Here is a 23,476-nt window from a genome sequence, read left to right as displayed (position 1 = left end):
CGCTTTGCGGCGCCGCCTGCCCGCGCCGCCCCCCTTTCCCGGCGGAGGCGCGCGCTCGGCCGGGAAGCGGCTTCGCCTTCAGCTCTTCTTCACGAACGCCGACTTCAGCTTCATCGCGCCGATGCCGTCGATCTTGCAGTCGATGTCGTGATCGCCGTCGACCAGGCGGATGTTCCTGACCTTGGTGCCCACCTTCACCACCAGCGACGAGCCTTTGACTTTCAGGTCCTTGATCACGGTGACGCTGTCGCCGTCCTCCAGCACGTTGCCGTTGGCATCACGGAACTCGCGCCCGGCCTCGTGTCCGTCTTCCTCTGGGTCTTCGGCCGCGGCTTTCGGCCATTCGTGCGCGCATTCGGGGCAGACGTACATCGCGCCGTCCTCGTAGGTGTATTCGGAACTGCACGCGGGGCATTTCGGCAAACTGCTCATCGGGTTTCCTTGTGGTTTCGTGAATCGGGCCGGTCACGGCTTCACCGCACCGTCCGGCCACTCGCGGGCGCGGACGGCCGCGGGCGCCGCAGCTCTTCCCCGAACAGCGCCGACAGCTGTTCGAGCATGACGCCCGCCAGCGCGTCGACATCGTCGATGGTGACGGCGCGGCGATAATAACGGCTTACGTCGTGGCCGATGCCGATCGCGACCAGTTCGACCGGGGAGCGCTGCTCGATCCAGGCGATCACGTCGCGCAGGTGCTGCGCCAGATAGTGCCCCGGGTTGGCCGACAAGGTCGAATCGTCGGCCGGTTCCCCGTCCGAAATCACCACCAGGATGCGCCGGCGCTCGGGGCGGGCAATCAGGCGGCGATGCGCCCAGAGCAGGGCCTCGCCGTCGATGTTCTCTTTCGGCAGGCCTTCGCGCAGCATCAGGCCGAGGTTCTTGCGCGCCCGCCGCCAGGGGGTGTCGGCCGCCTTGTAGAGGATGTGGCGAAGATCGTTGAGCCGCCCCGGGTCGGCCGGCTCGCCGTCGCGCTGCCATTGCGCGCGCGCCTGCCCCCCCTTCCAGGTGCGCGTCGTGAACCCGAGGATTTCGACCTTGATGGCGCAGCGCTCGAGGGTGCGCGCCAGAATATCGGCACTCATCGCCGCCACCGTGATCGGGCGGCCGCGCATCGAGGCGGAGTTGTCGATCAGCAGGCTGACCGCGGTGTCGCGGAAATCGGCATCCTTTTCGAGCTTGAAGGACAGGCCGTGATCCGGGCTGACGACGATGCGGTCGAGGCGGCCGGTGTCGAGCAAGCCTTCTTCGAGGTCGAACACCCAGTCCCGCATCTGCCTCGCCAGCAGGCGGCGTTGCAGGCGGTTGGCGAGGCGGCCGACGAGGTGCTGGAAATGCACCAGCTCGCGGTCGAGCCGGCTGCGCAGCCGGTGCAGCTCGCCGGCTTCGCACAGGTCTTCGGCATCCACGGTCTGGTCGAAGGCGGTGGTGTAGGGATGATAGGCCTGGCCCCCCGGCAACGACGGCACCGGCCGGCGCGAAGCGGACGCGCCGGCCTCTCCGGTCCCGCGCTCGGGTGAAACCAGCGCCGGGCGGGCCGCGCCCGGCAGGCCCGCGGCCCGCCCGGCGCTCTCCCGGCGGTGCGGGCTGTCGGCATTCTGTGCAGCCTCCCCCGCGCCGTGGCGCTGCTCCGGGGCCTCTTCGGTGTGCGTCTCGTCCTGGCGCTGGCCGAGCTTGCGCTCGTCCTCCGGTTCGCCGCTGCCGCCTTCCAGTTCCAGCGCCGCAACCAGCGCATTCAAGCCCGCGGCGAAAGCCTCCTCATCGTGCAGGCGCCCGCCGAGCGCCTCGAGGTTGCGCCCGGCCCTGGCTTCGACAAAGGGGCGCCACAGCTCGGCCATGGTCCGCGCCGCGGGCGGCGGCGGCGTGCCGCAGAAGCGTTCGCGGGCCAGAACGTACAGCGCTTCGGCCAGCGGCACCTGCGCCCGGCGCGTCGCCCGGTCGAATTTCCTCGCCCGGCAGTGCTGCTCGATCAGGGCGGAGAGGTTGGCCGAGACGCCGGCCATCCGGCGGCCGCCCAGGGCTTCGACGCGTGCCTGCTCGATGGCGTCATAGACGGCGCGCGCCTCCTCGCCCGCCGGCATCGCCCGCTCATGGAGACACGCATCGTGATAGCGCAGACGCAATGCCTGCGCATCGGCCTGCCCGCGCAGGCGCGCGATGTCCTCCGCAGTCACGCAGTGCTGTGCAAGATCGGCCAGGCGGGCGCGGGTGCCCGCCGGATCGGCGGCGGCCGGTCCGGCCATGGCGCGAAAGGCACTGACAACTGCCCTTGCAAGGACGCCCGGCGGCGCTTCGGGCGCGGGTTCCGGGCGGGTGCGCTGGTACGCCATGGACGCTAGGCCGCGGCCGAGGGCGTCCGCGGATCGATCAGCTCTTCACCGAAACAGCGCTGGTAATATTCGGCCACCGCGGCGCGCTCGACATCGTCGCACTTGTTCAGGAACGTGACCCGGAAAGCAAAGCGGATATCCTTGAAGATCAGCGTGTTTTCGGCCCAGGTCAGCACCGTGCGCGGCGACATGACGGTGGAGAGGTCGCCGTTGATGAAGCCGCTGCGGGTGAGATCGGCCAGCATCACCATCGCGCCGACCCGCTCCCGCCCTTCCCGGGTGTCGTAGGCGGGCATCTTGGCGAGGACGATCTCGACTTCGGCGTCATGCTCGAGATAGTTCAGGGTGGCGACGATGTTCCAGCGATCCATCTGCGCCTGGTTGATCTGCTGGGTGCCATGGTAGAGGCCGGTGGTATCGCCCAGGCCGATGGTGTTGGCGGTGGCGAACAGGCGGAAGGCGGGATGCGGATGGATCACCCGCGACTGGTCGAGCAAGGTGAGCCGACCCTCGACTTCGAGCACGCGCTGGATCACGAACATCACGTCGGGGCGGCCGGCATCGTATTCGTCGAACACCAGGGCGCAGGGATGCTGCAGCGCCCACGGCAGGATGCCTTCGCGGAACTCGGTCACCTGCTTGCCGTCGCGCAGGACGATCGCGTCCTTGCCGATCAGGTCGATGCGGCTGACGTGGCTGTCGAGATTGATGCGCACGCACGGCCAGTTCAGGCGCGCCGCGACCTGCTCGATATGGGTCGATTTTCCGGTGCCGTGATAGCCCTGGATCATGACCCGCCGGTTGTAGGCGAAGCCGGCGAGGATGGCCAGCGTGGTGTCGCGATCGAAGCGGTAGGTGTCGTCGAGTTGCGGCACATGCTCGCTGCCCTGGCTGAAGGCCGGCACCACCATGTCGGTGTCCAGCCCGAAAACCTGGCGCACCGACAGTTCGCAGTCGGGCAGGGTCGGAAGGTAGTCGGAAGCCTGGCGCTCGGTCTCGGTCATGGGTCTGTTCCGGTTGGCGGGGGGCGGCCGGCGGCAGGATTCATCCGGTGGCGAATTCAGGCGGCCTCTCGCCCAGGCTGGGCGTCCGGCCGCGTCCGGATGGGACGGACATCGATGGTAACCCGCCCTGCGGATTTTCCGATCATCCCGCCGGTTTGAAAAGAGGGCAATAAAATTGTTGCCTACACAAACAATTCAATTGCCAATTTTGTTGCCCTGGTTAACAATCCGCGCAGAGTCATCGAGAGGATTTCATGCGCAAACACCAGGGCAAACCAGCCAACAGCGATCTGGCGGAGGTTTTCCACGGCCCCATGGCCGGTGAGCTGGGTTTTCATCTGCGTCGCGGGCAGATCGCCGCATTCAGGCAGTTCGCCCGGGCCATCACCACCCCCGAGGGCATCACGCCAGGCCTTTACGGGATGCTGCAGGTGATCGCCAACAACCCCGGGATGAGCCAGAGCGCCCTCGCGGTGGCGATGGACGTAGATCGTTCCTCGATCGTCAAGGTCGTGAACCAGCTCGAGGAGAAAGGACTGATCGTCCGGGATGCCTCCCCGACCGACCGTCGACGCTACTGCCTGCACATGACGACACCCGGTGTTCAGGCGCTGGCACGCATCGAGCAGGCCGTAATGCGACAGGATCAGGATTTTTCCGCCCGACTCAGCGATGCCGAGCGCGGCACACTGATTGAGCTGCTGAAACGGCTTTACCAACAAGACAGTGAAACCCCGGCCAGTGTGCGGGAATAGGAGTCAACCTTGAAAAACATCCTTCGTCTGACCCTCAACGGGCGCGCCCGTGAGGACCTTGTTCCCGACAACATGCTGCTGCTGGATTACCTGCGCGAAACCGTCGGCCTGACCGGTACCAAGCAGGGCTGCGACGGCGGCGAGTGCGGCGCCTGCACCGTCCTCGTGGACGACCGGCCCCGCCTGGCCTGTTCCACCCTCGCCCATCAGGTCGCCGGCAAGAAGGTGGAAACGGTCGAATCCCTGGCCACCCAGGGCACGCTGTCCAAGCTCCAGGCCGCCTTCCACGAAAAGCTCGGCACCCAGTGCGGCTTCTGTACCCCGGGCATGATCATGGCGTCGGAGGCGCTGCTGCGGAAGAACCCCTCCCCGTCGCGCGACGAGATCAAGGCCGCGCTCGCCGGCAACCTCTGCCGCTGCACCGGCTATGTGAAGATCATTGAATCGGTCGAAACCGCAGCCGCGGCCCGGTTGTGCGAGGAGGGTGCGCGATGAACCCGAAACTCCCCAAGCACGGCACCGTCGGCGTCCGCACCCCGCTGGTGGACGGCGTCGAGAAGGTCACCGGCAAGGCCAAGTACACGGCCGACATCGCCGCTCCCGATGCCCTGGTGGGGCGCATCCTGCGCTCGCCCCATGCCCACGCCCGCATCCTCGCCATCGACACTTCGGCCGCCGAAGCCCTGGAAGGCGTCATCGCCGTATGCACCGGCGCCGAGACCCCGGTGCCGTTCGGCGTGCTGCCGATCGCCGAGAACGAGTACCCGCTCGCCCGCGACAAGGTGCGCTACCGCGGCGACCCGGTGGCGGCCGTCGCCGCCATCGACGAAGTGACCGCCGAGAAGGCGCTCGGCCTGATCAAGGTCGACTACGAGGTCCTGCCCGCCTACATGACGCCCAAGGCGGCGATGAAGGCAGGCGCGGTCGCCCTTCACGACGACAAGCCCAACAACGTGCTGCGCGAAGTCCACGCCGAGTTCGGCGACGTCGCCGCCGCCTTCGCCGAAGCCGACCTGGTCCGCGAAAAGACCTACACCTTCGCCGAAGTCAACCACGTTCATATGGAGCTGAACGCCACCCTGGCCGAGTACGACCCGGTGCGCGACATGCTCACGCTGAACACCACCACCCAGGTGCCCTACTACGTGCATCTCAAGGTGGCGGCCTGCCTGCAGATGGACTCGGCGCGCATCCGCGTGATCAAGCCCTTCCTCGGCGGTGGCTTCGGCGCCCGCACCGAGGCCCTGCACTTCGAGATCATCGCCGGGCTGCTGGCACGCAAGGCCAAGGGCACGGTGCGCCTGCTGCAGACGCGCGAGGAAACCTTCATCGCCCACCGCGGCCGGCCGTGGACCGAAGTGAAGATGAAGATCGGCCTGAAGAAGGACGGCAAGATCGCCGCCCTCGCGCTGGAAGCCACCCAGGCCGGCGGCGCCTATGCCGGCTACGGCATCATCACCATCCTCTACACCGGCGCGCTGATGCACGGGCTCTACCATATCCCGGCGATCAAGCACGACGCCTGGCGCGTCTACACCAACACCCCGCCCTGCGGCGCGATGCGCGGCCATGGCACGGTCGATACCCGCGCCGCGTTCGAGGCGCTGCTCACCGAAATGGGCGAGGAGCTGGGCATCGACTCGCTCAAGATCCGCCAGATCAACATGCTGCCGCAGATCCCCTACGTCACCATGTACGCCCAGCGGGTGATGAGCTACGGCGTGCCGGAGTGCCTGGAGAAGGTCAAGGCTGCCTCGGGGTGGGAAGAACGCAAGGGCAAGCTGCCCAAAGGGCGCGGCCTCGGCATCGCGCTGTCGCACTTCGTGTCGGGCACCTCGACGCCGAAGCACTGGACCGGCGAGCCCCACGCCACCGTCAACCTGAAGCTCGACTTCGACGGCGGCATCACCTTGCTCACCGGCGCCGCCGACATCGGCCAGGGTTCCAACACCATGGCCTCGCAGGTCGCCGCCGAAGTGCTGGGCGTGCGCCTCGACCGCATCCGGGTGATCTCCGCCGACAGCGCGCTGACCCCCAAGGACAACGGCTCCTATTCGTCGCGCGTCACCTTCATGGTCGGCAACGCCTCCATTTCCGCCGCCGAAGAGCTGAAAGGCGTCCTGGTCAAGGCCGCGGCGAAGAAGCTCGACGCCCGCGAGGAAGACATCGAAGTCATCGACGAGATATTCATGGTCTCGGGCAGCCAGGACCCGGGGCTGACTTTCCAGGAAGTGGTCAAGGCCGCGATGATCGACTCCGGCACCATCACGGTGAAGGGCACCTACACCTGCCCGACCGAATTCCAGGGCGACAAGAAGATCCGCGGCAGCGCGATCGGCGCCACCATGGGCTTTTGCTACGCCGCCCAGGTGGTGGAGGCCTCGGTCGACGAGATCACCGGCAAGGTCACCGCGCACAAGGTGTGGGTGGCGGTCGACGTGGGCAAAGCCCTCAATCCGCTGGCGGTCGAAGGCCAGACGCAAGGCGGCGTGTGGATGGGCATGGGGCAGGCGCTGTCGGAAGAGACGGTCTATGACAACGGCCGCATGGTCCATGGCAACATCCTGGATTACCGGGTGCCGACGATCGTGGAGAGCCCCGACATCGAGGTGATCATCGTCGAGAGCATGGACCCCAACGGCCCGTTCGGCGCCAAGGAGGCCTCGGAAGGGATGCTCGCCGGATTCCTTCCCGCGATCCACGAAGCGGTGTACGAAGCGGTGGGCGTGCGCGCCACCGATTTCCCGCTCAGCCCCGACCGCATCACTGAACTGCTCGACGCCAAGGAAGCCGCAGCATGAACATCCTCACCGATTTCCGCACCCACCGTCCCGCCACCCTGGCCGACGCAGTCAACGCCCTGGCCGCCGACGCTACCGTTCCCCTGGGCGCCGGCACCGACCTGCTGCCCAACCTGCGCCGTGGCCTGGGCCACCCCGCCGCGCTGGTCGACCTGACCGGCATCGACGGCCTCGGCGTCATCTCGACGCTGGCCGACGGCAGCCTGCGCCTCGGCGCCGGCGCCACCCTGGAGGCCATCGCCGAGCACGACGCCATCCGGACGAGCTGGCCGGCCCTGGCCCAGGCCGCCGAATCGGTCGCCGGGCCGACCCACCGCGCCGCCGCCACCCTCGGCGGCAACCTGTGCCAGGACACGCGCTGCACCTTCTACAACCAGAGCGAATGGTGGCGCTCCGGCAACAGCTATTGCCTCAAGTACAAGGGCGACAAGTGCCACGTGATCGTCAAGAGCGATCGCTGCTACGCGACCTATCACGGCGACGTCGCCCCCGCGCTGATGGTGCTCGACGCCCGCGCCGAGATCGTCGGCCCCGCCGGCAAACGCACCGTGCCGGTGGCGCAGCTGTTCCGCGAAAGCGGCGCCGAGCACCTGACCCTGGAGAAGGGCGAACTGCTCGCGGCGATCGAGGTTCCGCCCACCGGTGCCTGGAAAGCCGCCTACTCCAAGGTGCGCATCCGCGATGCCGTCGACTTTCCGCTGGCCGGCGTCGCCGCCGCCCTGCATCGTGACGGGGACCGGATCGCCGGCCTGCGAGTGGCCATCACCGGCTCCAACTCCGCCCCCCTGATGGTGCCGGTCGACGCGCTGGTGGGCGGCAACTGGGACGACGCAGCAGCCGAGACCCTGGCCCAGCTGGTGCGCAAGACCTCCAACGTGCTCAGGACCACCATCACCGGAGTCAAATATCGCCGCCGGGTCCTGCTCGCCATCTCCCGCAAGGTGGTCGATCAGCTGTGGGAAGCCCGCTAAGGGCACGCACGGCAGGAGCGTCCTCAGCCGGCGGCCGGAGTGCTCGCCGCCGTACTCGCACTGCGGATACGGCGGTTGCGCCCGGCCAGCATGCCGACTGCGGCCATCGCCAGCGACAGCGCCAGGCACACCGTCAGCGCCAGGTTCCAGTCCTGCGACCGGTCGTGCAGCCCGCCGATGAGGGGCGGCCCGCAGGCCGCCAGCAGGTAGCCGACGCACTGCGCCATTCCCGACAGGGCGGCCGCCTGGCGCGGGTTTTCGGTGCGCAGCCCCATGAACATCAGCGCCAGGATGATGCAGGCCCCAGTGCCGAAGCCGAAGCACGCCACCCACAGGCCGGCCAGCTGCGGCAGCCACTGGAGGCCGAGCAGCGCGCCGGCGACCAGTAGCGAGGTCGCCAGCGCGACCCTCCGCTGGTCGTTCAGGCGCTGGATCAGCGGCCCCAGCACCAGGCCGGGGATCGCCGAGGCGAGCTGCATCAGGCCATGCAGCGACCCGGCCTCGGCCGCCGAATAGCCGCGGCTGGCGAGGATCGCGGGCAACCAGCCGATCATCACGTAATAAATGAACGAGTTGAGCCCCATGAACAGCGTCACCTGCCAGGCCAGGGGATGACGCCAGATCGGGCTCGCAGCCGGCGCCCCGCCACCGCTCTGGGCCACCGCGGCCCGCTCGCCGAGCTGCGGCCACCACAGCAGCATCGCCACCACCGGCAGTACCAGCATCGCCAGCAGCGCCCCCGACCAGCCGAGCCCGAAGCCGGTCGCGAGCGGGAACGCCGTTGCCGAAGCCACTGCGGCGGCGGCGCCCATCGCCAGCGCGTACGCGCCGGTGACGCTGGCGATCCGGGTGGGGAAGTCGCGCTTGAGCAGCGCCGGCAGCAACACGTTGCCCACCGCGATCCCGGCGCCGATCACCGCGGTGCCGACAAAAAGGCTCCACGCCGGCCCCGCCGAGCGCAGCACCACGCCGGCGGCGAGCAGCACCAGGGCCGCGAACAGCGCACGCGCCAGGCCGAAGCGGCGCGCCAGCCAGGGTGCCACCGGCGACACCAGGGCGAAGGCCAGCAACGGCAAGGTGGTAAGCAGGCCGGCGTGCGCGGTGCTCAGCGCAAAGGTCTCCTGGATCATGCCCAGCACCGGCGCCAGCCCGGTGATCGGCGCACGCAGGTTGGCGGCAACCAGCACGATGCCGATCAGCAGCAGCACCGTGCGCGGAGCGGCGGAGAGGACGGGGCGGGCCTGACGCATGGGGGAATCCGGAAAAACTTGCGATGTCGCCAAGCTTACGGATTTACCGGCCGGGAGTATCTGGATAGATTGCCAATTAATCTCCAAAAACAGCCACGCCGATGCTCCTCGATGCCTCCTTGCGCCACTTCGACCCCGACCGCATCACCAGCCCGGCGATCGCCCTGCGGGTCGAAACGACCAGGAACGACAACGAAACTCCAGTGCACCGGCACCGCAAGGGGCAACTCGTGCTCGCGCTGCGCGGCGCCATCAGCTGCGAGGTGCCCCATGCGCTGTGGATGGTGCCGCCCAACTGTGCGGTATGGGTGCCCGGTGCGATGCCACACAGCAACCGGGTCACGCCCAACGCCCGCATCTGCCTGCTGTTCGTCGCGCCGGGCGCCACCGCGCTGCCGCACCGCTGCTGCACGCTGGCGATTTCGCCCCTCGTGCGCGAGCTGATCCAGCACCTTGCCGACCAGCCGCACGAGTACGCTGCCGACAGCGCCACCGGCCGCGTCGCCCGCGTGCTGCTCGACGAGTTGCCGAACATGCCGGTCGAACAGCTTCATCTGCCGATCTCGGACGAGCCGCACATCCGCCACATTGCCGACGCCCTGACCCGCAACCCGGCCGACCGCGCCACCCTGCCCGAATGGGCGGCCCGCGTCGCCACCAGCGAGCGCACCCTCGCCCGCCTGATGCTGCGCGAAACCGGCCTCAGCTTCGGGCGCTGGCGCCAGCAATTGCAGCTCCTGGTCGCCCTGCGCCGGCTGGCCGCTGGCGCCAGCGTGCAGCAAGTCTCCGCCGAACTGGGCTACGAATCGGTCACCGCCTTCATCACCATGTTCAAGAAGGCCCTTGGCCGGCCCCCGGGGAAATATCTGGCATCGCTGACGCAGGATGAACGGTAGGCGGCCGGTGGGGCGGGATCGATGACGTTCTTTGCCGGCTTTCGCGCCGACGGCGGCCCGCCCCTAGCCGGAGGGTCGGGAAAGACGGGGCAGCAGGGTGTCGAGCGCGTGATGTTCGGTGCGGTACTGCCCGTGCTCGCTCAAGCGCGCCCATAGCCCGGTGCGCTCGAGGGCGTCGACGGCCTGCTTCTTCAGCCCGCAGAAGGCCAGCACCTGGCCGTTCAGGCGCAGGCGCTCGTGGAGGGTGGAAATCGCATGCTGACCGGTGGCATCGATGGCGTTGATCCCGGCCGCGGAAACCAGCAGGACCTTGACTTCGGACTGGGCCTGGGCGGCGCGCGCCGCCGCCTCTTCGAAAGCCTTCGCGGTGACGAAGGTCAACGGGCTGTCGAAGCGCAGGATGACCAGATTGGGATGGGGGTGTTCGAGACCGAAACGCGTCAAGTCCCGGTAAGTGCCATCCGGGTGCATGCCGAGCAGGGCCGCCCGCGGCTGCATGTCGCGGTAGAGCATCAGCGCCAGCGACAGCATCAGTCCGGTAAGGATGCCGTTCTGGATGTCGGGGGCGAACACGAGGGTCGCGCAAAAGGTCACCACCGCCGCCAGACCGTCGTCGCGCCCGGCCTTCCATGCCCCCGTCAGCGCGCGAAAGTCGACGAGGCTGGCCACCACCACCAGGATCACCGCGGCGAGCACCGCGATCGGCAGGTGCCACAGCAGCGGGGTGAGGTACTGCAGGCTCAGCAGCACGCCGGCGGCGGTGAGCAGCGACGACAATCCGCTACGCGCGCCGCTGGCATGGTTGAGCGCCGAGCGCGAAAACGACGCGCTGACCGGCATCGCACCGCTCGCGGCGGCGGCCAGCTTGGCCAGCCCCTGGCCGATCAGCTCCTGGTTCTGGTTCCACGACATGCCGGTACGGGCGGTGATCACGGTCGCACTCGAGGCTGCCTCCATGAAGCTCACCAGCGCGATCACGAACGCAGCCGGGAACAGGGTCACCAGCATGTTCCCGTCGATCACCGGCAGGCCGAGGGAAGGCAGGCCGGACGGTAGCGCACCGACCACGGCGCCGCCTTGTGCGGCGAACCCGGTGAGCGCCGAGACCGCGGTCGCCGACGCGACCACCAGGAGCACTCCAGGCAAGCGGGGCACGAGCCGACGCAGCGCGACCAGCGCGAACAGGGCCAGGCCGCCATACAGCGCGGACGCCAGGTGTGGCGCACCCGAGCCTGCAAGCATATGCCACAGATCGAGCAGGAAATGCCCGGACCGGGGCAGCGACAGGCCGAGCAGCGCAGGCAGCTGGGACAAGCCGATCAGCAGCGCCGAGGCATTGATGAAGCCGGCCATCACCGGGCGCGACAGCAGGTTCAGCAGCCAGCCGGCGCGCAGCAGACCCAGCGCCAGCTGGATCAGCCCGGACAGCAGCGCGAGCACGACCGCGAGCGCGATGAATTCGGGCGTATCGGGCTGCGCCAGCGACAGCAGGCTCGCCCCCGAGAGCAGCGAGGTGAGCGCCACCGGCCCGGTCGACAGCGCCCCGCAGGAGCCGAACAAGGCCCCCACCAACGCCGGCAGCAAGGCCGCATAGAGGCCGAGATGGGGAGGCAGGCCGGCGAGCTGCGCATAGGCCAGCGCCTGCGGTACCAGCACCAGGGCGACGGTGACGCCGGCGACGAGGTCGCCGCGCACCCCGTGCTGGCGCCACAGGCGCGGCCAGCCGAGGAACGGGAACACGCGCTCTGCCCGGGTCGGATGAGAAGCGTTCATCGAACGTGCCAATAACGGGGGCGACGAGACTACCATGCCCCGAAGATATACCCGCGCCGGCGCGCGCTGCCGGTCAGCGCGGAGACCGTCTCGTTGGAGATCGTCTTGCGCATCCGCCGGGTGCGCAACCAGTCGTGCAGGCGGTCGGCCAGCATCCGGCGCACCGCTTCGTAGGCCGCTGCCGTACCCAGATCATGCTGCTCGACGGGATCACTCTCGAGATCGTACAGTTGGGGCGCAAACCCCTGGTACTCGATGTATTTCCAGCGCTCGGTACGCACCATCCAGGCACGGGCGCCGTCGGCCGCCGCATCGAGCTCAGCGCGGGCCGGGCGCCAGGCGTAATCCATTTCGGCGAAAACGGCATCGCGCCACGGCGGCCGCGCGCCCTTCAGCAAGGGCAGCAGGGAGCGCCCCTCGAGCACATGGTCGTGGCGGTCACCGCCGGCCAGTTCGAGAAAAGTCGGGACCAGATCGACCGACTCGACCATCTGCTCGAATATCCGGCCGCGGACTCCACCGGGCAGGCGGGCGATCATCGGAATGCGCAGCGCCTCCTCATACATCACTTCTTTCTCCCCCAGCCAGTGGTCACCGAGGAAGTCGCCATGATCGCTGGTAAACACGATCAGGGTATTTTCATACTGCCCCTGTTCGCGCAGAAAATCGAACAGCCGCCCGAGGTGGTGGTCGAGCTGGCTGATCAGGCCCATGTAAGTCGGGATCACGCGCGCGCGCACTTCGTCGCGGGAAAAATTGACGCTTTCCTCGTGCTGACGGAAGGCGCGCACGACCGGATGGGCATTGCCCCGTTCCGCGACACTGCGATTGGGCGGCGACACATCGGCAGCGCCATACATCGCGTGATAGGGCGCCGGCGCCATGTATGGCCAGTGCGGCTTGATGTAGGACAGGTGCAGGCACCATGGCGCATCGCCGGTTTCGCGAATGAAGTCCATCGCGCGATCGGTCATGTAAGCCGTTTCCGAATGCGGCTCCGGCACCCGCGCCGGCAGGTGTGCATTGCGCAGATACCAGCCGCTGACCCGCTCACCATTGTCGTCGAGCGCGCTGTTGGCCCACTCGTGCCAGGGGTTGTCGCCACCGAAACCGTGCTGGCGCAGGTAGCGGTTGTAAGGCAGGTCGGAATCGACCGCTCCATCCGGATGCAGGCCGTCGTCACGCTCGAACGGCTCGAATCCGCATTCGCGCGCATACACGCCGCGGCTCGATTCGGGGTCGACGCCGAGCCGCCGCATGCCCTCGATATCGGCGCGCATGTGGGTCTTGCCGACCAGCCCGACCCGGTAGCCGAGCGGGCGCAGGTAGTCGCCGAGGGTCAGCTCATCGACCCGCAGTGGCACGTTGTTGTAGGTCGCGCCATGGCTGGCCGGGTAGCGTCCGGTGTAGAACGACATCCGCGACGGTCCGCACACCGGCGCATTGCAGAAGGCCCGTTCGAAGCGCACCCCCTCCGCGGCGAGGCGGTCGAGCGTCGGCGTCTTTACGCTCGGATGCCCCGCACACGACAGGTAGTCGGCGCGCAGCTGGTCGGCCATGATGAAGAGGATGTTCGGTTTCATTTCGATCGGTCCCTGATCCGTCAATCGTGCCTGCGCCCGCAGCGGGACGCGCCCCTGTCCTTTCACTGCGCCAGTAGCGCCGCCGGGATCGTCATCCCCTGCTCACGGTAAAAGCGTGCGGCGCCCGGGTGGAGCGGGGTATTGGCATCGGCAAGCGCTTCCTCGAGGCGGACGTTGCGCAGCACTGGTGTACTTGCGGCATAGGTATCGAGATGCTTCCAGAACGCCGAAGTCATCGCGTAGACCGCCTCTTCGGAAAGGGCGTTATTGGTTCCCATGCTGGCCGTCATCCGCAGAGCGGTCACCGGCGCCTCGTTTGCCAGCCCATCGCCATAGACGGCCGGCTCGATCCGTACGGCGCGGTACCCCGGGCGTGCAAGCAGTTCCGAAAGGCGGGCCGGATCGATGCCGATCCACCGCAGTTTGCGTACCAGGGCGAGCTGGGCAACAACCGGGCTCGGCGCCAGCGTCGGGTTGAAGTAGACGTCGATATGTCCATCCTGGAAACTCTGCGCTGCCGCATCCCAGCCCAGCTTGATCGCGGTGTAATCCTGATCGGCCTTCAGACCGGTCATCAGGGCGACAATGCGCTGGGTGGTATCGAACGCGACCGATCCCGGCGGCCCCAGATAGACACGCTTGCCGCGAATCTGGTCGAGGGAATGAATGCCCGAGTCGCCAAAGGTCAGGATGTGATAGACCCCGATCGGAAAACTGAACACCGACCGCAGATTTTTCGACAACTCCCCGCTCTTCGGAACATTCGCATAAGGACCGCCCCCCTTGACCATCATGTCATATTGATGGGGTGTGTTCAGGCAGAACTCGGAGCGTCCCTGGGCGGTTTCGACCGCATGCCGGGTCGCCGCGCCGGTGGCATTGACCTGGATGCGATAGTCGGGGACATGCTCGTTGACGATGTTGGCGAAGGTGGTCATCACCACATACGGCGCCGAGCCCGGCCCCAGCGTAGACAGGCGCAGGTTCTGCGCGCCGTGGCTCAAACCCGCGCCGAAGCTCAACGCGGCCGCGCTCAAGGCGAGAACGCCCCGGCAAAACCATTTTTTCCGCTGCAGGAATTGCATGTTCCGTCTCCTTTCCCGTTGATCAGGCGCAGGGCGCCGGCGTGACCCCGCCACAAGGACTTGTGGCGCGGATGAACCCTTTGTGTCGAGCGATGAGCGCAGCCACACCAAGCACCGCGCCACCAAGCTGAAGGCCAAGCAGCGGCGACACCAGGGCGAACAGCGCGAGCAGGCCGGCCACCATGCCCACGATCCCGCAGGTAAACACCGTCGCCAGCAGCCACGACGCCAGTCCCAGGCGGGCGAGCGCCCACAGCAGCTCGGTCCAGCTGAAATCGGTGATCAGTAGCAGCGAGGGACTGTAGGCAAACACGAAAGGCACAACGAAACCGAGCAGCGAGATCCGCATCGCCACCAGGCTGATCCCAAGCGGGTTGGCGTTGGCGATCGGCGCGGCGGCGAAGGCGGCCAGCGACACCGGCGGAGTGATCGCCGACATCACCGCGAAATAGATCACGAACAGGTGCGCTGCCACCGTCGGCACGCCGAGCGCCTCGACCGCCGGCCCCATCACCAGAATGATCACCAGATAGGCCGGCACGGTCGGCATGCCCATTCCCAGCACCAGGCAGGCCGCCGCCATCACCAGCAGGGACAGGAACAGCGAACCGTCGGCGAACGACAACGCCGCGCCGGCAAAGCGCAGGCCGATGCCGGTGTAGTTCATCACGCCGACGATCACCCCCACCGCGGCGACGGCGATGATCACGGTTGCGCTGGCGTCCCCGGCACCGCGCACGGCACGGGAAAACACCCGCAGCGAGCGCGCCTGCGGATTGGCCGCGAGGCCGAAGACGAGCGCGACGAGCACCGCCCAGAAGCCGGCAAGCGCGGGCGACACCCCGCGCACGAGCTGGACCACGACGATCAACAGGCTGACCGAGAACACCGCGATCATCGCCCAGTCGCTGCGGTTCAGGCTCGGCAGGCTGGCGCGATCCGGGCGTTCGATGCCGGCCCGCTGCGCCTCGACCGCGATACACGCGAACAGGCTGAGGTAATAGAGCAAGGCCGGCAGCAGCGCCGCCACGCAGATCGACAGGTAGGGGATGCCGGTGAGGTCGGCCATGATGAACGCCACCGCGCCCATGATCGGTGGCGTGATCTGCCCTCCGCTCGACGCTGCCGCCTCGACCGCACCGGCAAAGCGTGCCGAGAACCCGCTGCGCCGGATCATCGGGATCGTCACCACACCGGTGGCGACGACGTTGGCCACCGCGCTGCCCGACACCGTGCCGAACAGCGCGCTCGCCAGCACCGCCGCATGGGCGGCGCCGCCGCGCAGCCAGCCCAGGCTGCGGACCGCGAGCTTGAGCAGGGCATCGCCGATTCCCAACCCTTCCATCAGCGCGCCGAAGATGATGAAGACCACGATGGTATCGACGACGACCGCGAGCGGGCGCCCGAACACGCCTTCGAAGCTGTACCACAGGGTGAGCGTCAGGTTCTCCAGATCCATCCCGGCATGACCGAGGGTTTCGCCCAGGCTGGCGCCGTACAGACCGTAGGCGATGGTCAGCAGGCACACCAGCAACAATGGAAAACCGACCGTGCGCCGCGCCAGCTCGAGCAGCACCGCCAGCCCGGCCAGGCCATACACGAGGTCGATGTGTTCGGGAAACCACAGCCCGGTCTCGAGCAGTTCGGCGATGCTGGCGTAGTGCAGCATTGATGCCGCAAACACCAGGCCGAGCCCCACATCGACCCCCTGCCGCAGCTTCGGGCGCGGGTGCGCGGCGGACATCCGCAGCAGCAGCAGAAAGACCGCCAGCGACAGGCCGCCGACGCGGACCAGGGTGTCGTCATAGACCCCATAAAACGCGGTATGCAGGGCCCCGAGCACGATTGCCGCCGCGAGGACGAAAATCGCTGCTGAAGATAACCTGCGCCCCCAGGGGGTGCAGTTTTCCGGTTCGTTCATGTCTCGCTCCTTTGGTATCGGTTTCTGGCCACCGATTTGATCCGAATGAAACCGCAATGGCCGCGATCGCAATAGGGGGAAGGTTCACTTGGTGAAACGGCACCACTTCATTAGTCTTCAGACCGGACACACTCTTGGGCCATGGTCATGGTGAAAAACATTGCTGCACTCGCCCGCGGACTGGTGGTGATCGAAACCCTCCAGGAAACCGGACCCGTCGCACTCGCCGAACTGCAGGAGCGCACCGGTCTTGCCAAGGCCACCTTGCTGCGCATTCTGAGAACCCTCGTCGAACAGGGCTGGGTCTTTCGTGGGCTGGGAGACCACCGCTACCGCCTGCGTGCCGAATTGCGCATCCGCAGCCACATCCCCGGCCGGCACGAGCACCTGATCGAACGCGCCGGTCCCATCCTGGAGCGCTTGCAGCAGCAGACCGGCTGGCCGTCCTCGATCGCGGTTCGCGACCAGTACCGGATGCACATCCTCGAATCAACCTCGCGCGCGCTGAGCCTGCAGCTCAACTACCGCGTCATCGGCTTTCGTGTCCACATCCCGTGGTCGGCCTTCGGGCGCGCCTACCTCGCCTATTGTCCGGACGACGAGCGCGCAGAGTTACTCGAGGCCCTGGCACGTTCGAGCGACCCGCGGGACCGCATCGTCACCGCCCCCGGCTGGGTCGAGCGGACCTTGCGCGAAGTCCGCGAGCACGGCTATGGGACCCGGATGGCGCGCTACTGGCTCAGCCACGACTCCCCGCCCGAGCCGCTCGATGCGATCGCGGTCCCGGTGCTGGCGGCCGACGACAAGGTGCTGGCTGTGCTCAACCTGGTGTGGCTGTCCAGCGCGGCAAGCACCGACGCCATCGCCCACGACTATCTGCCCGATCTGCTCGAAGCCGCGCGGGCGCTTGCATCGAGCCTTCAGGCGGGCTCCGCCAGCGGGCGAGAACGAGACCAGACGGTGCCCGAGACCGCCTTCTCCCACAGGAAATCGGACAAGTCATGACCGACGCACTTTCCCCGCCCGCCGCGTACGCCGCCCCCCTCCCGCCCCCGGCACAAGCGCGCACCCGCCCCTTCCATACCCTCGCCAAACCGATCGGGCCGGCGTGCAATCTGCGCTGCACCTACTGCTTCTATTTGGACAAGAGCGCGCTCTTTCCGTCGTCGGCCAGCTTGCGGATGCCCGATGACGTGCTGGAAAACTTCATCCGCGACTACATCCGCCTGCAGGACGCCGCCGAAATTTCCTTTGCCTGGCAAGGTGGCGAGCCGACCTTGCTCGGCGTCGACTTCTTTCGCAAAGTGCTCACCTTGCAGCAGCGCTTCGCCGATGGGCGCCCGATCACCAATGCGCTGCAGACCAACGCCACCCTGATTGACGACGCATGGGGCGAGTTTCTCGCCGAGCACGGTTTTCTGGTCGGTGTCAGCATCGACGGGCCCGCCGAGCTCCATGACAGTTACCGCATCGACCCGCGTGGCGGCCCCAGCTTTGCCCGCGTGCGGCAGGGGATCGAAAAGCTCAAGCAGCATCGCGTCGAGTTCAATACCCTGACCGTAGTCAATCGCCGCAACGTCAAGCATCCGCTCAAGGTATATCGATTCCTGAAGGACATCGGCGCGCGCTTCATCCAGTTCATCCCCCTCGTCGAGCGCGAGGTAGACGCAAACCGCGGCGGAGGTCTCGCCTCTCCCCCCTGCCCCGGCGAGCGCACCCGGACCAGGCCGGCCCCCTGGAGCGTGATGCCGGTCGCCTACGGGAACTTCCTTACCGCGATATTCGATGAATGGGTGCGGGAAGACGTCGGCTCGACTTTCGTCCAGCTGTTCGACAATGCGCTCGGAAGCTGGCTCGGACACGGCTCGTCGCTGTGCGTATTTGCCGAAACCTGCGGGCGGGCGATCGCCATCGAGCACGACGGCAGCGTCTATGCCTGCGATCACTACGTCTATCCGCAGTACCGCCTGGGCAGGCTGGGCGAGCGCACTCTGGCCAACATGGTCGATTCACCGGCGCAGCGTAAATTCGGCGCCGACAAGAGCGACACCCTGCCCGCCTATTGCCGACGCTGCGAGTTCCGCTTCGCCTGCCACGGCGAATGCCCGAAACATCGCTTCCTGGACACCCCAGACGGCGAACCAGGGCTCAATTACCTGTGCGCGGGCTACCGCCACTTTTTCCGCCACATCGACCCCTACATGCGGAAAATGGCCGAGCTGCTGCGCCAGCAGCGCCCGGCAGCGCAGATCATGGCGCTCGCCCGCCAGTGGCAGGGCCGGCCACCACGGACGGGGCGGCCGCCCCCCCCTACTCGATCCTGAGCCGCAGCGCCGGCGCGGGCAGGCCGCGGCGCTGGCGCTCGGCGCGGATCAGCGCGGCGATGTCGGTGTTGCCTTGCCGTTCGGCCCAGACGTCGGCCGACAGGCCGGTGTCGGTGAGCGCGTTGAGGTCGGTCTGCGCCAGCGCGAGCAGGCGGCGGACGACGCCGAGGTGGCCGTTGCGCGCCGCCAGCGACAACGCGGTGGCCTGGTTGGGCGCCGGGGCGTTGACTTCGGCCCCGGCGGCGACGAGCGCATCGACGAGGGTCTCGCGCCCTTCGAAGGCGGCGTAATGCAGCGGCGCCCAGCCCTCGTGATTGACCTTCGCGCCGGCTTTCAGCAAGGCGCGGGCGACGTCGTCGTGGCCGCGGAGCACGGCCAGCATCAGCGCCGAATCCCCGGCGAGGTTGCGGTAATCGATCCGCACCCGCCGCTTCAGCAGGGTGTCGACCGCGGCGCCCTGCCCTTCGCGGGCGGCGAGGATCAGCAAGGTGTTGCCCTGGGCATCGACGGTGTCGGGATCGATGCCGCGATCGAGCAGGCTGGCGAGGGCGCGCGCATCGCCGAAGCGGGCCGCGGCGAGGGCGTCGTCGTAGCTGCCGGCGTGCGCTCCGCCCGCCGCCAGGGCGGCGGCGGCGAGCGCCACCAGCGCCGCGCGGCGCACGCCGGCGACGGCCTGGAAAGACCCGGAATCAGGTGCCCTGCGGGGCAGAAGCGGAGCCGGAGTGAGGACCTTGAGCATGGCGGAAGAGACGGTAGAAGTTGTCGGTGGTGGCCTGTTCGATGCGTTCGAGCGGCTCGCCGCGCAGGCGGGCGAGTTCCTCGGCGACATGCACGACCCAGCCGGGTTCGTTGGTCTTGCCGCGGTGCGGCACCGGAGCGAGATAAGGGGCGTCAGTCTCGATCAGCAGGCGTTCGAGCGGGACGATCTTCGCCACCTCCTTCAGTTCCCTGGCATTGCGGAAGGTGACGATACCCGAAAACGAGATGTAGAAGCCGAGCGCCAGCGCGACCTCGGCCACTTCCCGGCTCTCGGTGAAGCAGTGCATGACGCCACCGGCCTCGGCGGCGTGTTCTTCCCGCATCAGGCGCAGGGTGTCTTCGGCGGCGCTGCGGGTATGGATGATCAACGGCTTGGCGGCGGCGCGGGCGGCGCGGATGTGGGTGCGAAAACGCGCCCGCTGCCATTCCGGGGCGTCCTGGTGCCAGTGGTAGTCGAGCCCGGTCTCGCCGATCGCCACCACCCTGGGATGGGCGGCGAGCTCGCACAGGCGCTCGACGGTCGGCTCCTCGCAGTCGGCGTTGTCGGGGTGCACCCCGACCGAGGCCCACAACCGGGGATGGCGCTCGGCCAGTCCGAGCACGCGCGGGAAATCCTCCAGCTTGACGCCGACGCACAGCGCAGCGCCGACGCGGTTGGCGGCCATGGTGGTGAGGATCTCGTCCTCGCGGCAGGCAAGATCGGGGAAATCGAGGTGGCAGTGCGAATCGACGTACATCATGTATCCGTTTGCATGGCGAAAAACCGGGATCGGACGGACCGGCGCGGCGCCGATCCCGCCCGCCCCCGGCGGCGAGATCACAGCGTATGCGTGGGCCGGCTCGAGCCGAGGTGCCCGGCGAGGATCTGCTCGATGCGCCCGCGCAACACCTTGCCCGCATCGTCGTCGGAAAAATGCACGCCAACCCCCTGCGTGCGTCCGCCCTGGGCGCCATAGGGGGTGATCCACACCACCGTACCGGCCACCGGGTGGCGCGTCGGGTCGTCGATCAGCTGCAGCAGCATGAAGATTTCGGCGCCGAGCTTGTAGGTCTTCGGGGTGGGCACGAAAATGCCGCCGTTTTTCAGGAACGGCATGTAAGCGGCATAAAGCGCGGACTTCGAGCTGATATTGACCGAGAGCACGCCGGGGCGTGCAGCGGCGGGAGGGGTTTCACTCATCGACGGGATCCGGCGACAGCGCGGGCGTAGCGCATCAACATGTCTTCGAGCACCAGGCGCAGGCTCAAGGGGTGGCGGGAAACCTTGTGGATCTGCGCCAGCTCATTGTAGCAGGCGCTCGCGGCAGCAACGCTGCTGCGACTGGCAAGCGCGGCGAGCACCGCCTCCTGCGCCGGGAAGAAGCGCACCCGCCCGCCCAGGCGCAACGCCGCCAGGTCGCTGACCCAGCGCTGCATCCAGCCGCTCAGCTCGGGCAGGCCGAAACCGGCGGCCTGCGCTTCCTTCGACTTCAGCCACGCCTCCCACTGCCCGGCCAGCGGCAGCACCCCGCTCGCCTGCACGCTCCCCAGGTCGCGGACGAAGCGGGCGAGCAGGGCCGCCCCCCCGGCCCGGGCGAGCCGCTCGGCGGCCAGCGGCATGCCCCCGCTCAGGGCCAGCAGGGCGCGCGCATCGGGATCGGCCTGCGCCTTCCAGCGCTTCAGCCCGGCTTCGTCCGGAGGCCCGAACGGCCACTGCTGGCAGCGGCTGCGAATCGTCGGCAGCAGGCGCCGCGGCGCCGAGGACACGAGCAGGAAGACGCAGCCCGCGGGCGGCTCTTCGAGGAGCTTGAGCAGCGCATTGGCGGTGAACGGGTTCATCGCCTCGGCCGGATCGAGCACCACCACCCGGCGCGCGCTGTGATGGCCGGTGACGTTCAGCGCCGCCTGCAGCTCGCGGATCTGCTCGATCACGATCTGGGCAGAAGCGGCCTTGCCGCCGGCCTCGCGCGCGGCGGCCTCGCTCCCTTCGGCCTCGGCCGCCTCGGCAGCCGGCACCACGTGATGCAGATCCGGGTGGTTGCCGGCGATCCGCCACTGGCAGGGGCCGCAGCCGCCGCAGGCATGGCCGTCGGCCTGCGGCGCGTCGCACAGCAGGCGCGCGGCGAGCGCCTCGGCCAGCTCGCGCTTGCCCAGCCCGGCGGCGCCGACGAAGAGCAGCGCATGCGGCAGGCGCGCGCCGAGTTCGACGAGGCGGCCCCAGGCGGGCTGCAGCCAGGGGTGGATCATCGGAAGAAACGCTCGCCCAGCAGGCGCTCGATCTCGGCACGGATGGCGTCCGGCGCACGATCGGCGTCGACCACGCAGATGCGCTGCGGTGCCAGCCGTGCGCGCTCGAGGTAGGCCTCGCGCACGCGCACGAAGAAATCGCGCTGCTCGCGCTCGAAGCGGTCGGGATCGGCGCCGCTGGAGGCGACCCGCGCCGCGGCGATCTCCGGCGCCAGGTCGAACACCAGGGTGAGATCGGGCTGCAGCCCGGGATGGACCCAGGCTTCGAGGGCCTCGAATTTGTCCCGCGCCAGTCCGCGCCCGCCGACCTGGTAGGCGAAAGTGGCATCCGAGAAGCGGTCGCACACCACCCAGCATCCGGCGGCGAGCGCCGGCTCGATACGCGCGGCAAGGTGCTCGCGGCGGGCGGCGAACATCAGCATGGCTTCGGTTTCGAGGTGCATCGCTTCATGCAGCAGCAGCTCGCGCAGGCGCTCGCCCAGCGCCGTGCCGCCGGGTTCGCGGGTCTGCTCGACGACAAGCCCGCGCGCGCGCAGCAGCGCCACGGTGGCGGCGATCTGGCTGCTCTTGCCGGCGCCGTCGATGCCTTCGAAGGTGATGAAGCGTCCGCGCGGAACGGCGGCGCCGGCAAGCGGCGCCAGCGCGTCTGCGGGCCCCGGCTCCGGGGACGCGGCCGGGGGGCGCGGCGGCACCGTGCTCATGGTTTCGCTCCGTTGCGAATGAACCGGTTCACCGCACGGTTGTGCTCGTCGAGGCTGCGTGAAAACTCGCTGCTGCCATCGCCGCGGGCGACGAAATAGAGAAAATCGCTCTTTTCCGGACGCACCGCGGCACGCAGCGCCGCTTCTCCGGGAATCGCGATCGGCGTCGGCGGCAGGCCGGCGCGGGTGTAGGTGTTCCACGGATGGTCGGTATCCATGTGCGCCCGGCGCAGGCGGCCATCGAATTCGGCTCCCAGGCCGTAGATCACCGTCGGGTCGGTCTGCAGGCGCATGCCGATGCGCAGGCGGTTGGCGAACACCGACGCGATCAGGGGCCGGTCTTCGGGGCGTCCGGTCTCCTTTTCGACGATCGAGGCGAGGATCAAGAGTTCGTAGGGCGAAGACAGCGGCAGCGCGGAATCGCGTTCGTCCCACAGGCGCGCGAGCCGGGCCTGCATCGCCCGGTAGGCGCGCTGCAGCACTTCGAGCGCGCTCGAGCGCTTGTCGAACAGATAGGTGTCGGGGAAGAACAGGCCTTCGAGGTGGCGCTCCGGCGCGCCGATGCGGGCGAGGATCTCCGCCTCCGCCAGCCCCGCGCTGTCCGGCTCGAGGTCGGGATGGCTCTCCAGTGCCTGGCGCACCTGGCGGAAAGTCCAGCCTTCGACCAGCAGCAGCTCGCCCTGCGAGACGTCACCGTTCGACAGTTTCAGGATCAGCTGCCACGGGGTGATCCCGGCATGCACCTCGTAGCTGCCGGCCTTGATACTGTGCGCCCGGCCGCTGACGCGCGCGAGCAAGGTCAACAGGCGGGCATCGACGCCGACTCCGGCGCGCTCGATCAGCGTCGCCGCCTGGCGCATGCCGACGCCGCGCGGCACGGTGAAATCGACCCTGTCGGCCTGCAGCGCCAACGGGCGATGGGCATACCACCCGCCGCCGGCGGCAAGCACCGCGGCGAGCACCAGCAGCAAGGTGAAAACACGGAAAGCGAAGCGCATCATCGAAATTCGTTGTGACGAAGACCCTGCCGGCGAAAACCCCTGTCGCCCGCAGGGACGACCGCCATGCGGCGGGCGCTTATAATACTGCATTGCACAGCC

21 protein-coding genes are annotated in these 23,476 nt (G+C 68.2%); 7 read left to right on the top strand and 14 right to left on the bottom strand.

The annotated features are described in order from the left end of the window. Positions 1–78: 78 nt before the first annotated feature. From Tchl_RS11840 to cobS, 3 genes are read right to left on the bottom strand one after another with little or no spacing between them, the layout of a single operon-like run. Complete coding sequence (locus Tchl_RS11840; RefSeq protein WP_075148604.1) at positions 79–432, bottom strand: zinc ribbon domain-containing protein YjdM; 354 nt, start codon at positions 430–432, stop codon at positions 79–81. A 41-nt stretch (positions 433–473) separates the two neighbouring features. Next, complete coding sequence (locus Tchl_RS11835; protein WP_075148603.1) at positions 474–2,327, bottom strand: cobaltochelatase CobT-related protein; 1,854 nt, start codon at positions 2,325–2,327, stop codon at positions 474–476. A 5-nt stretch (positions 2,328–2,332) separates the two neighbouring features. Continuing rightward, a complete protein-coding gene (cobS, locus tag Tchl_RS11830; protein WP_075148602.1) occupies positions 2,333–3,331 on the bottom strand; it encodes a cobaltochelatase subunit CobS in 999 nt (332 codons plus the stop codon). 254 nt (positions 3,332–3,585) lie between these two features. On the opposite strand from cobS, the gene Tchl_RS11825 reads away from it, so the two are divergent. From Tchl_RS11825 to hcrB, 4 genes are read left to right on the top strand one after another with little or no spacing between them, the layout of a single operon-like run. Further along, on the top strand, positions 3,586–4,086 hold the full coding sequence (locus tag Tchl_RS11825; protein WP_075148601.1) for a MarR family winged helix-turn-helix transcriptional regulator: 501 nt from the start codon (positions 3,586–3,588) through the stop codon (positions 4,084–4,086). A gap of 9 nt (positions 4,087–4,095) precedes the next feature. Next, positions 4,096–4,581, top strand: a complete 486-nt coding sequence (hcrC, locus tag Tchl_RS11820) for a 4-hydroxybenzoyl-CoA reductase subunit gamma (protein ID WP_075148600.1) — start codon at positions 4,096–4,098, stop codon at positions 4,579–4,581. After that, complete coding sequence (hcrA, locus tag Tchl_RS11815) at positions 4,578–6,887, top strand: 4-hydroxybenzoyl-CoA reductase subunit alpha (RefSeq protein ID WP_075148599.1); 2,310 nt, start codon at positions 4,578–4,580, stop codon at positions 6,885–6,887. The genes hcrC and hcrA overlap by 4 nt, the downstream gene beginning before the upstream one ends. Then, positions 6,884–7,858 carry a 4-hydroxybenzoyl-CoA reductase subunit beta gene (hcrB, locus tag Tchl_RS11810; RefSeq protein ID WP_075148598.1) on the top strand — a complete coding sequence of 325 codons (975 nt, stop codon included), beginning with the start codon at positions 6,884–6,886 and terminating at the stop codon, positions 7,856–7,858. The genes hcrA and hcrB overlap by 4 nt, the downstream gene beginning before the upstream one ends. A gap of 23 nt (positions 7,859–7,881) precedes the next feature. Here the strand turns inward: hcrB and Tchl_RS11805 are convergent, their stop codons facing one another. Then, positions 7,882–9,108: an MFS transporter gene (locus Tchl_RS11805; RefSeq protein ID WP_075148597.1), complete on the bottom strand. Its 1,227-nt coding sequence runs from the start codon at positions 9,106–9,108 to the stop codon at positions 7,882–7,884. 101 nt (positions 9,109–9,209) lie between these two features. Between Tchl_RS11805 and Tchl_RS11800 the strand changes: the two genes are divergently transcribed. Beyond that, positions 9,210–10,004: an AraC family transcriptional regulator gene (locus Tchl_RS11800; protein WP_075148596.1), complete on the top strand. Its 795-nt coding sequence runs from the start codon at positions 9,210–9,212 to the stop codon at positions 10,002–10,004. Between the two features lie 63 nt (positions 10,005–10,067). Here the strand turns inward: Tchl_RS11800 and Tchl_RS11795 are convergent, their stop codons facing one another. The 4 genes from Tchl_RS11795 to Tchl_RS11780 all read right to left on the bottom strand — a co-directional run bounded on the left by Tchl_RS11795 (position 10,068) and on the right by Tchl_RS11780 (position 16,366). Next, on the bottom strand, positions 10,068–11,777 hold the full coding sequence (locus Tchl_RS11795) for a SulP family inorganic anion transporter (RefSeq protein ID WP_075148595.1): 1,710 nt from the start codon (positions 11,775–11,777) through the stop codon (positions 10,068–10,070). Positions 11,778–11,806: 29 nt separating this feature from the next. After that, on the bottom strand, positions 11,807–13,360 hold the full coding sequence (locus Tchl_RS11790; RefSeq protein ID WP_075148594.1) for a sulfatase-like hydrolase/transferase: 1,554 nt from the start codon (positions 13,358–13,360) through the stop codon (positions 11,807–11,809). A 62-nt stretch (positions 13,361–13,422) separates the two neighbouring features. Continuing rightward, positions 13,423–14,445 (bottom strand): TAXI family TRAP transporter solute-binding subunit, encoded by a 1,023-nt coding sequence (locus Tchl_RS11785; RefSeq protein WP_075148593.1) that lies wholly within the window; start codon positions 14,443–14,445, stop codon positions 13,423–13,425. Between the two features lie 22 nt (positions 14,446–14,467). Next, positions 14,468–16,366 carry a TRAP transporter permease gene (locus Tchl_RS11780; protein WP_075148592.1) on the bottom strand — a complete coding sequence of 633 codons (1,899 nt, stop codon included), beginning with the start codon at positions 16,364–16,366 and terminating at the stop codon, positions 14,468–14,470. 147 nt (positions 16,367–16,513) lie between these two features. On the opposite strand from Tchl_RS11780, the gene Tchl_RS11775 reads away from it, so the two are divergent. Continuing rightward, entirely contained in the window at positions 16,514–17,371 is an 858-nt protein-coding gene (locus Tchl_RS11775) for an IclR family transcriptional regulator domain-containing protein (RefSeq protein WP_160113119.1), read from the top strand. After that, complete coding sequence (locus Tchl_RS11770; RefSeq protein WP_075148590.1) at positions 17,368–18,690, top strand: anaerobic sulfatase maturase; 1,323 nt, start codon at positions 17,368–17,370, stop codon at positions 18,688–18,690. The genes Tchl_RS11775 and Tchl_RS11770 overlap by 4 nt, the downstream gene beginning before the upstream one ends. Here the strand turns inward: Tchl_RS11770 and Tchl_RS11765 are convergent. From Tchl_RS11765 to mltG, 6 genes are all read right to left on the bottom strand, one after another. Further along, positions 18,677–19,351 (bottom strand): ankyrin repeat domain-containing protein, encoded by a 675-nt coding sequence (locus Tchl_RS11765; protein WP_232311573.1) that lies wholly within the window; start codon positions 19,349–19,351, stop codon positions 18,677–18,679. The genes Tchl_RS11770 and Tchl_RS11765 overlap by 14 nt on opposite strands. 28 nt (positions 19,352–19,379) lie before the next feature. Next, positions 19,380–20,186, bottom strand: a complete 807-nt coding sequence (locus Tchl_RS11760; RefSeq protein WP_075149704.1) for a TatD family hydrolase — start codon at positions 20,184–20,186, stop codon at positions 19,380–19,382. A gap of 80 nt (positions 20,187–20,266) precedes the next feature. Further along, a complete protein-coding gene (locus Tchl_RS11755) occupies positions 20,267–20,629 on the bottom strand; it encodes a PilZ domain-containing protein (RefSeq protein ID WP_075148589.1) in 363 nt (120 codons plus the stop codon). Beyond that, positions 20,626–21,675 carry a DNA polymerase III subunit delta' gene (holB, locus tag Tchl_RS11750; RefSeq protein ID WP_075148588.1) on the bottom strand — a complete coding sequence of 350 codons (1,050 nt, stop codon included), beginning with the start codon at positions 21,673–21,675 and terminating at the stop codon, positions 20,626–20,628. The genes Tchl_RS11755 and holB overlap by 4 nt, the downstream gene beginning before the upstream one ends. Further along, positions 21,672–22,376, bottom strand: coding sequence for a dTMP kinase (gene tmk, locus Tchl_RS11745; RefSeq protein ID WP_075148587.1), 705 nt, complete (start codon positions 22,374–22,376; stop codon positions 21,672–21,674). Before tmk ends, holB begins: the two co-directional genes overlap by 4 nt. Next, positions 22,373–23,377, bottom strand: a complete 1,005-nt coding sequence (gene mltG, locus Tchl_RS11740; RefSeq protein WP_075148586.1) for an endolytic transglycosylase MltG — start codon at positions 23,375–23,377, stop codon at positions 22,373–22,375. Before mltG ends, tmk begins: the two co-directional genes overlap by 4 nt. Positions 23,378–23,476 lie beyond the last annotated feature (99 nt).

The sequence above is a fragment of the Thauera chlorobenzoica genome, from assembly GCF_001922305.1.
In the GTDB taxonomy this organism is placed as follows: domain Bacteria; phylum Pseudomonadota; class Gammaproteobacteria; order Burkholderiales; family Rhodocyclaceae; genus Thauera; species Thauera chlorobenzoica.
The sequence above is the reverse complement of the archived record's forward strand: the minus strand, read 5'-3'. Positions and strand labels throughout refer to the sequence as shown.

Coding starts and splice junctions, on each gene's coding strand:
- Tchl_RS11840 (WP_075148604.1), bottom strand. CDS start 432: ATGAGCAGTTTGCCGAAATGCCCCGCGTGCAGTTCCGAATACACCTAC.
- Tchl_RS11835 (WP_075148603.1), bottom strand. CDS start 2,327: ATGGCGTACCAGCGCACCCGCCCGGAACCCGCGCCCGAAGCGCCGCCG.
- cobS (WP_075148602.1), bottom strand. CDS start 3,331: ATGACCGAGACCGAGCGCCAGGCTTCCGACTACCTTCCGACCCTGCCC.
- Tchl_RS11825 (WP_075148601.1), top strand. CDS start 3,586: ATGCGCAAACACCAGGGCAAACCAGCCAACAGCGATCTGGCGGAGGTT.
- hcrA (WP_075148599.1), top strand. CDS start 4,578: ATGAACCCGAAACTCCCCAAGCACGGCACCGTCGGCGTCCGCACCCCG.
- hcrB (WP_075148598.1), top strand. CDS start 6,884: ATGAACATCCTCACCGATTTCCGCACCCACCGTCCCGCCACCCTGGCC.
- Tchl_RS11805 (WP_075148597.1), bottom strand. CDS start 9,108: ATGCGTCAGGCCCGCCCCGTCCTCTCCGCCGCTCCGCGCACGGTGCTG.
- Tchl_RS11800 (WP_075148596.1), top strand. CDS start 9,210: ATGCTCCTCGATGCCTCCTTGCGCCACTTCGACCCCGACCGCATCACC.
- Tchl_RS11795 (WP_075148595.1), bottom strand. CDS start 11,777: ATGAACGCTTCTCATCCGACCCGGGCAGAGCGCGTGTTCCCGTTCCTC.
- Tchl_RS11790 (WP_075148594.1), bottom strand. CDS start 13,360: ATGAAACCGAACATCCTCTTCATCATGGCCGACCAGCTGCGCGCCGAC.
- Tchl_RS11785 (WP_075148593.1), bottom strand. CDS start 14,445: ATGCAATTCCTGCAGCGGAAAAAATGGTTTTGCCGGGGCGTTCTCGCC.
- Tchl_RS11780 (WP_075148592.1), bottom strand. CDS start 16,366: ATGAACGAACCGGAAAACTGCACCCCCTGGGGGCGCAGGTTATCTTCA.
- Tchl_RS11775 (WP_160113119.1), top strand. CDS start 16,514: ATGGTGAAAAACATTGCTGCACTCGCCCGCGGACTGGTGGTGATCGAA.
- Tchl_RS11770 (WP_075148590.1), top strand. CDS start 17,368: ATGACCGACGCACTTTCCCCGCCCGCCGCGTACGCCGCCCCCCTCCCG.
- Tchl_RS11760 (WP_075149704.1), bottom strand. CDS start 20,186: ATGTACGTCGATTCGCACTGCCACCTCGATTTCCCCGATCTTGCCTGC.
- Tchl_RS11755 (WP_075148589.1), bottom strand. CDS start 20,629: ATGAGTGAAACCCCTCCCGCCGCTGCACGCCCCGGCGTGCTCTCGGTC.
- holB (WP_075148588.1), bottom strand. CDS start 21,675: ATGATCCACCCCTGGCTGCAGCCCGCCTGGGGCCGCCTCGTCGAACTC.
- tmk (WP_075148587.1), bottom strand. CDS start 22,376: ATGAGCACGGTGCCGCCGCGCCCCCCGGCCGCGTCCCCGGAGCCGGGG.
- mltG (WP_075148586.1), bottom strand. CDS start 23,377: ATGATGCGCTTCGCTTTCCGTGTTTTCACCTTGCTGCTGGTGCTCGCC.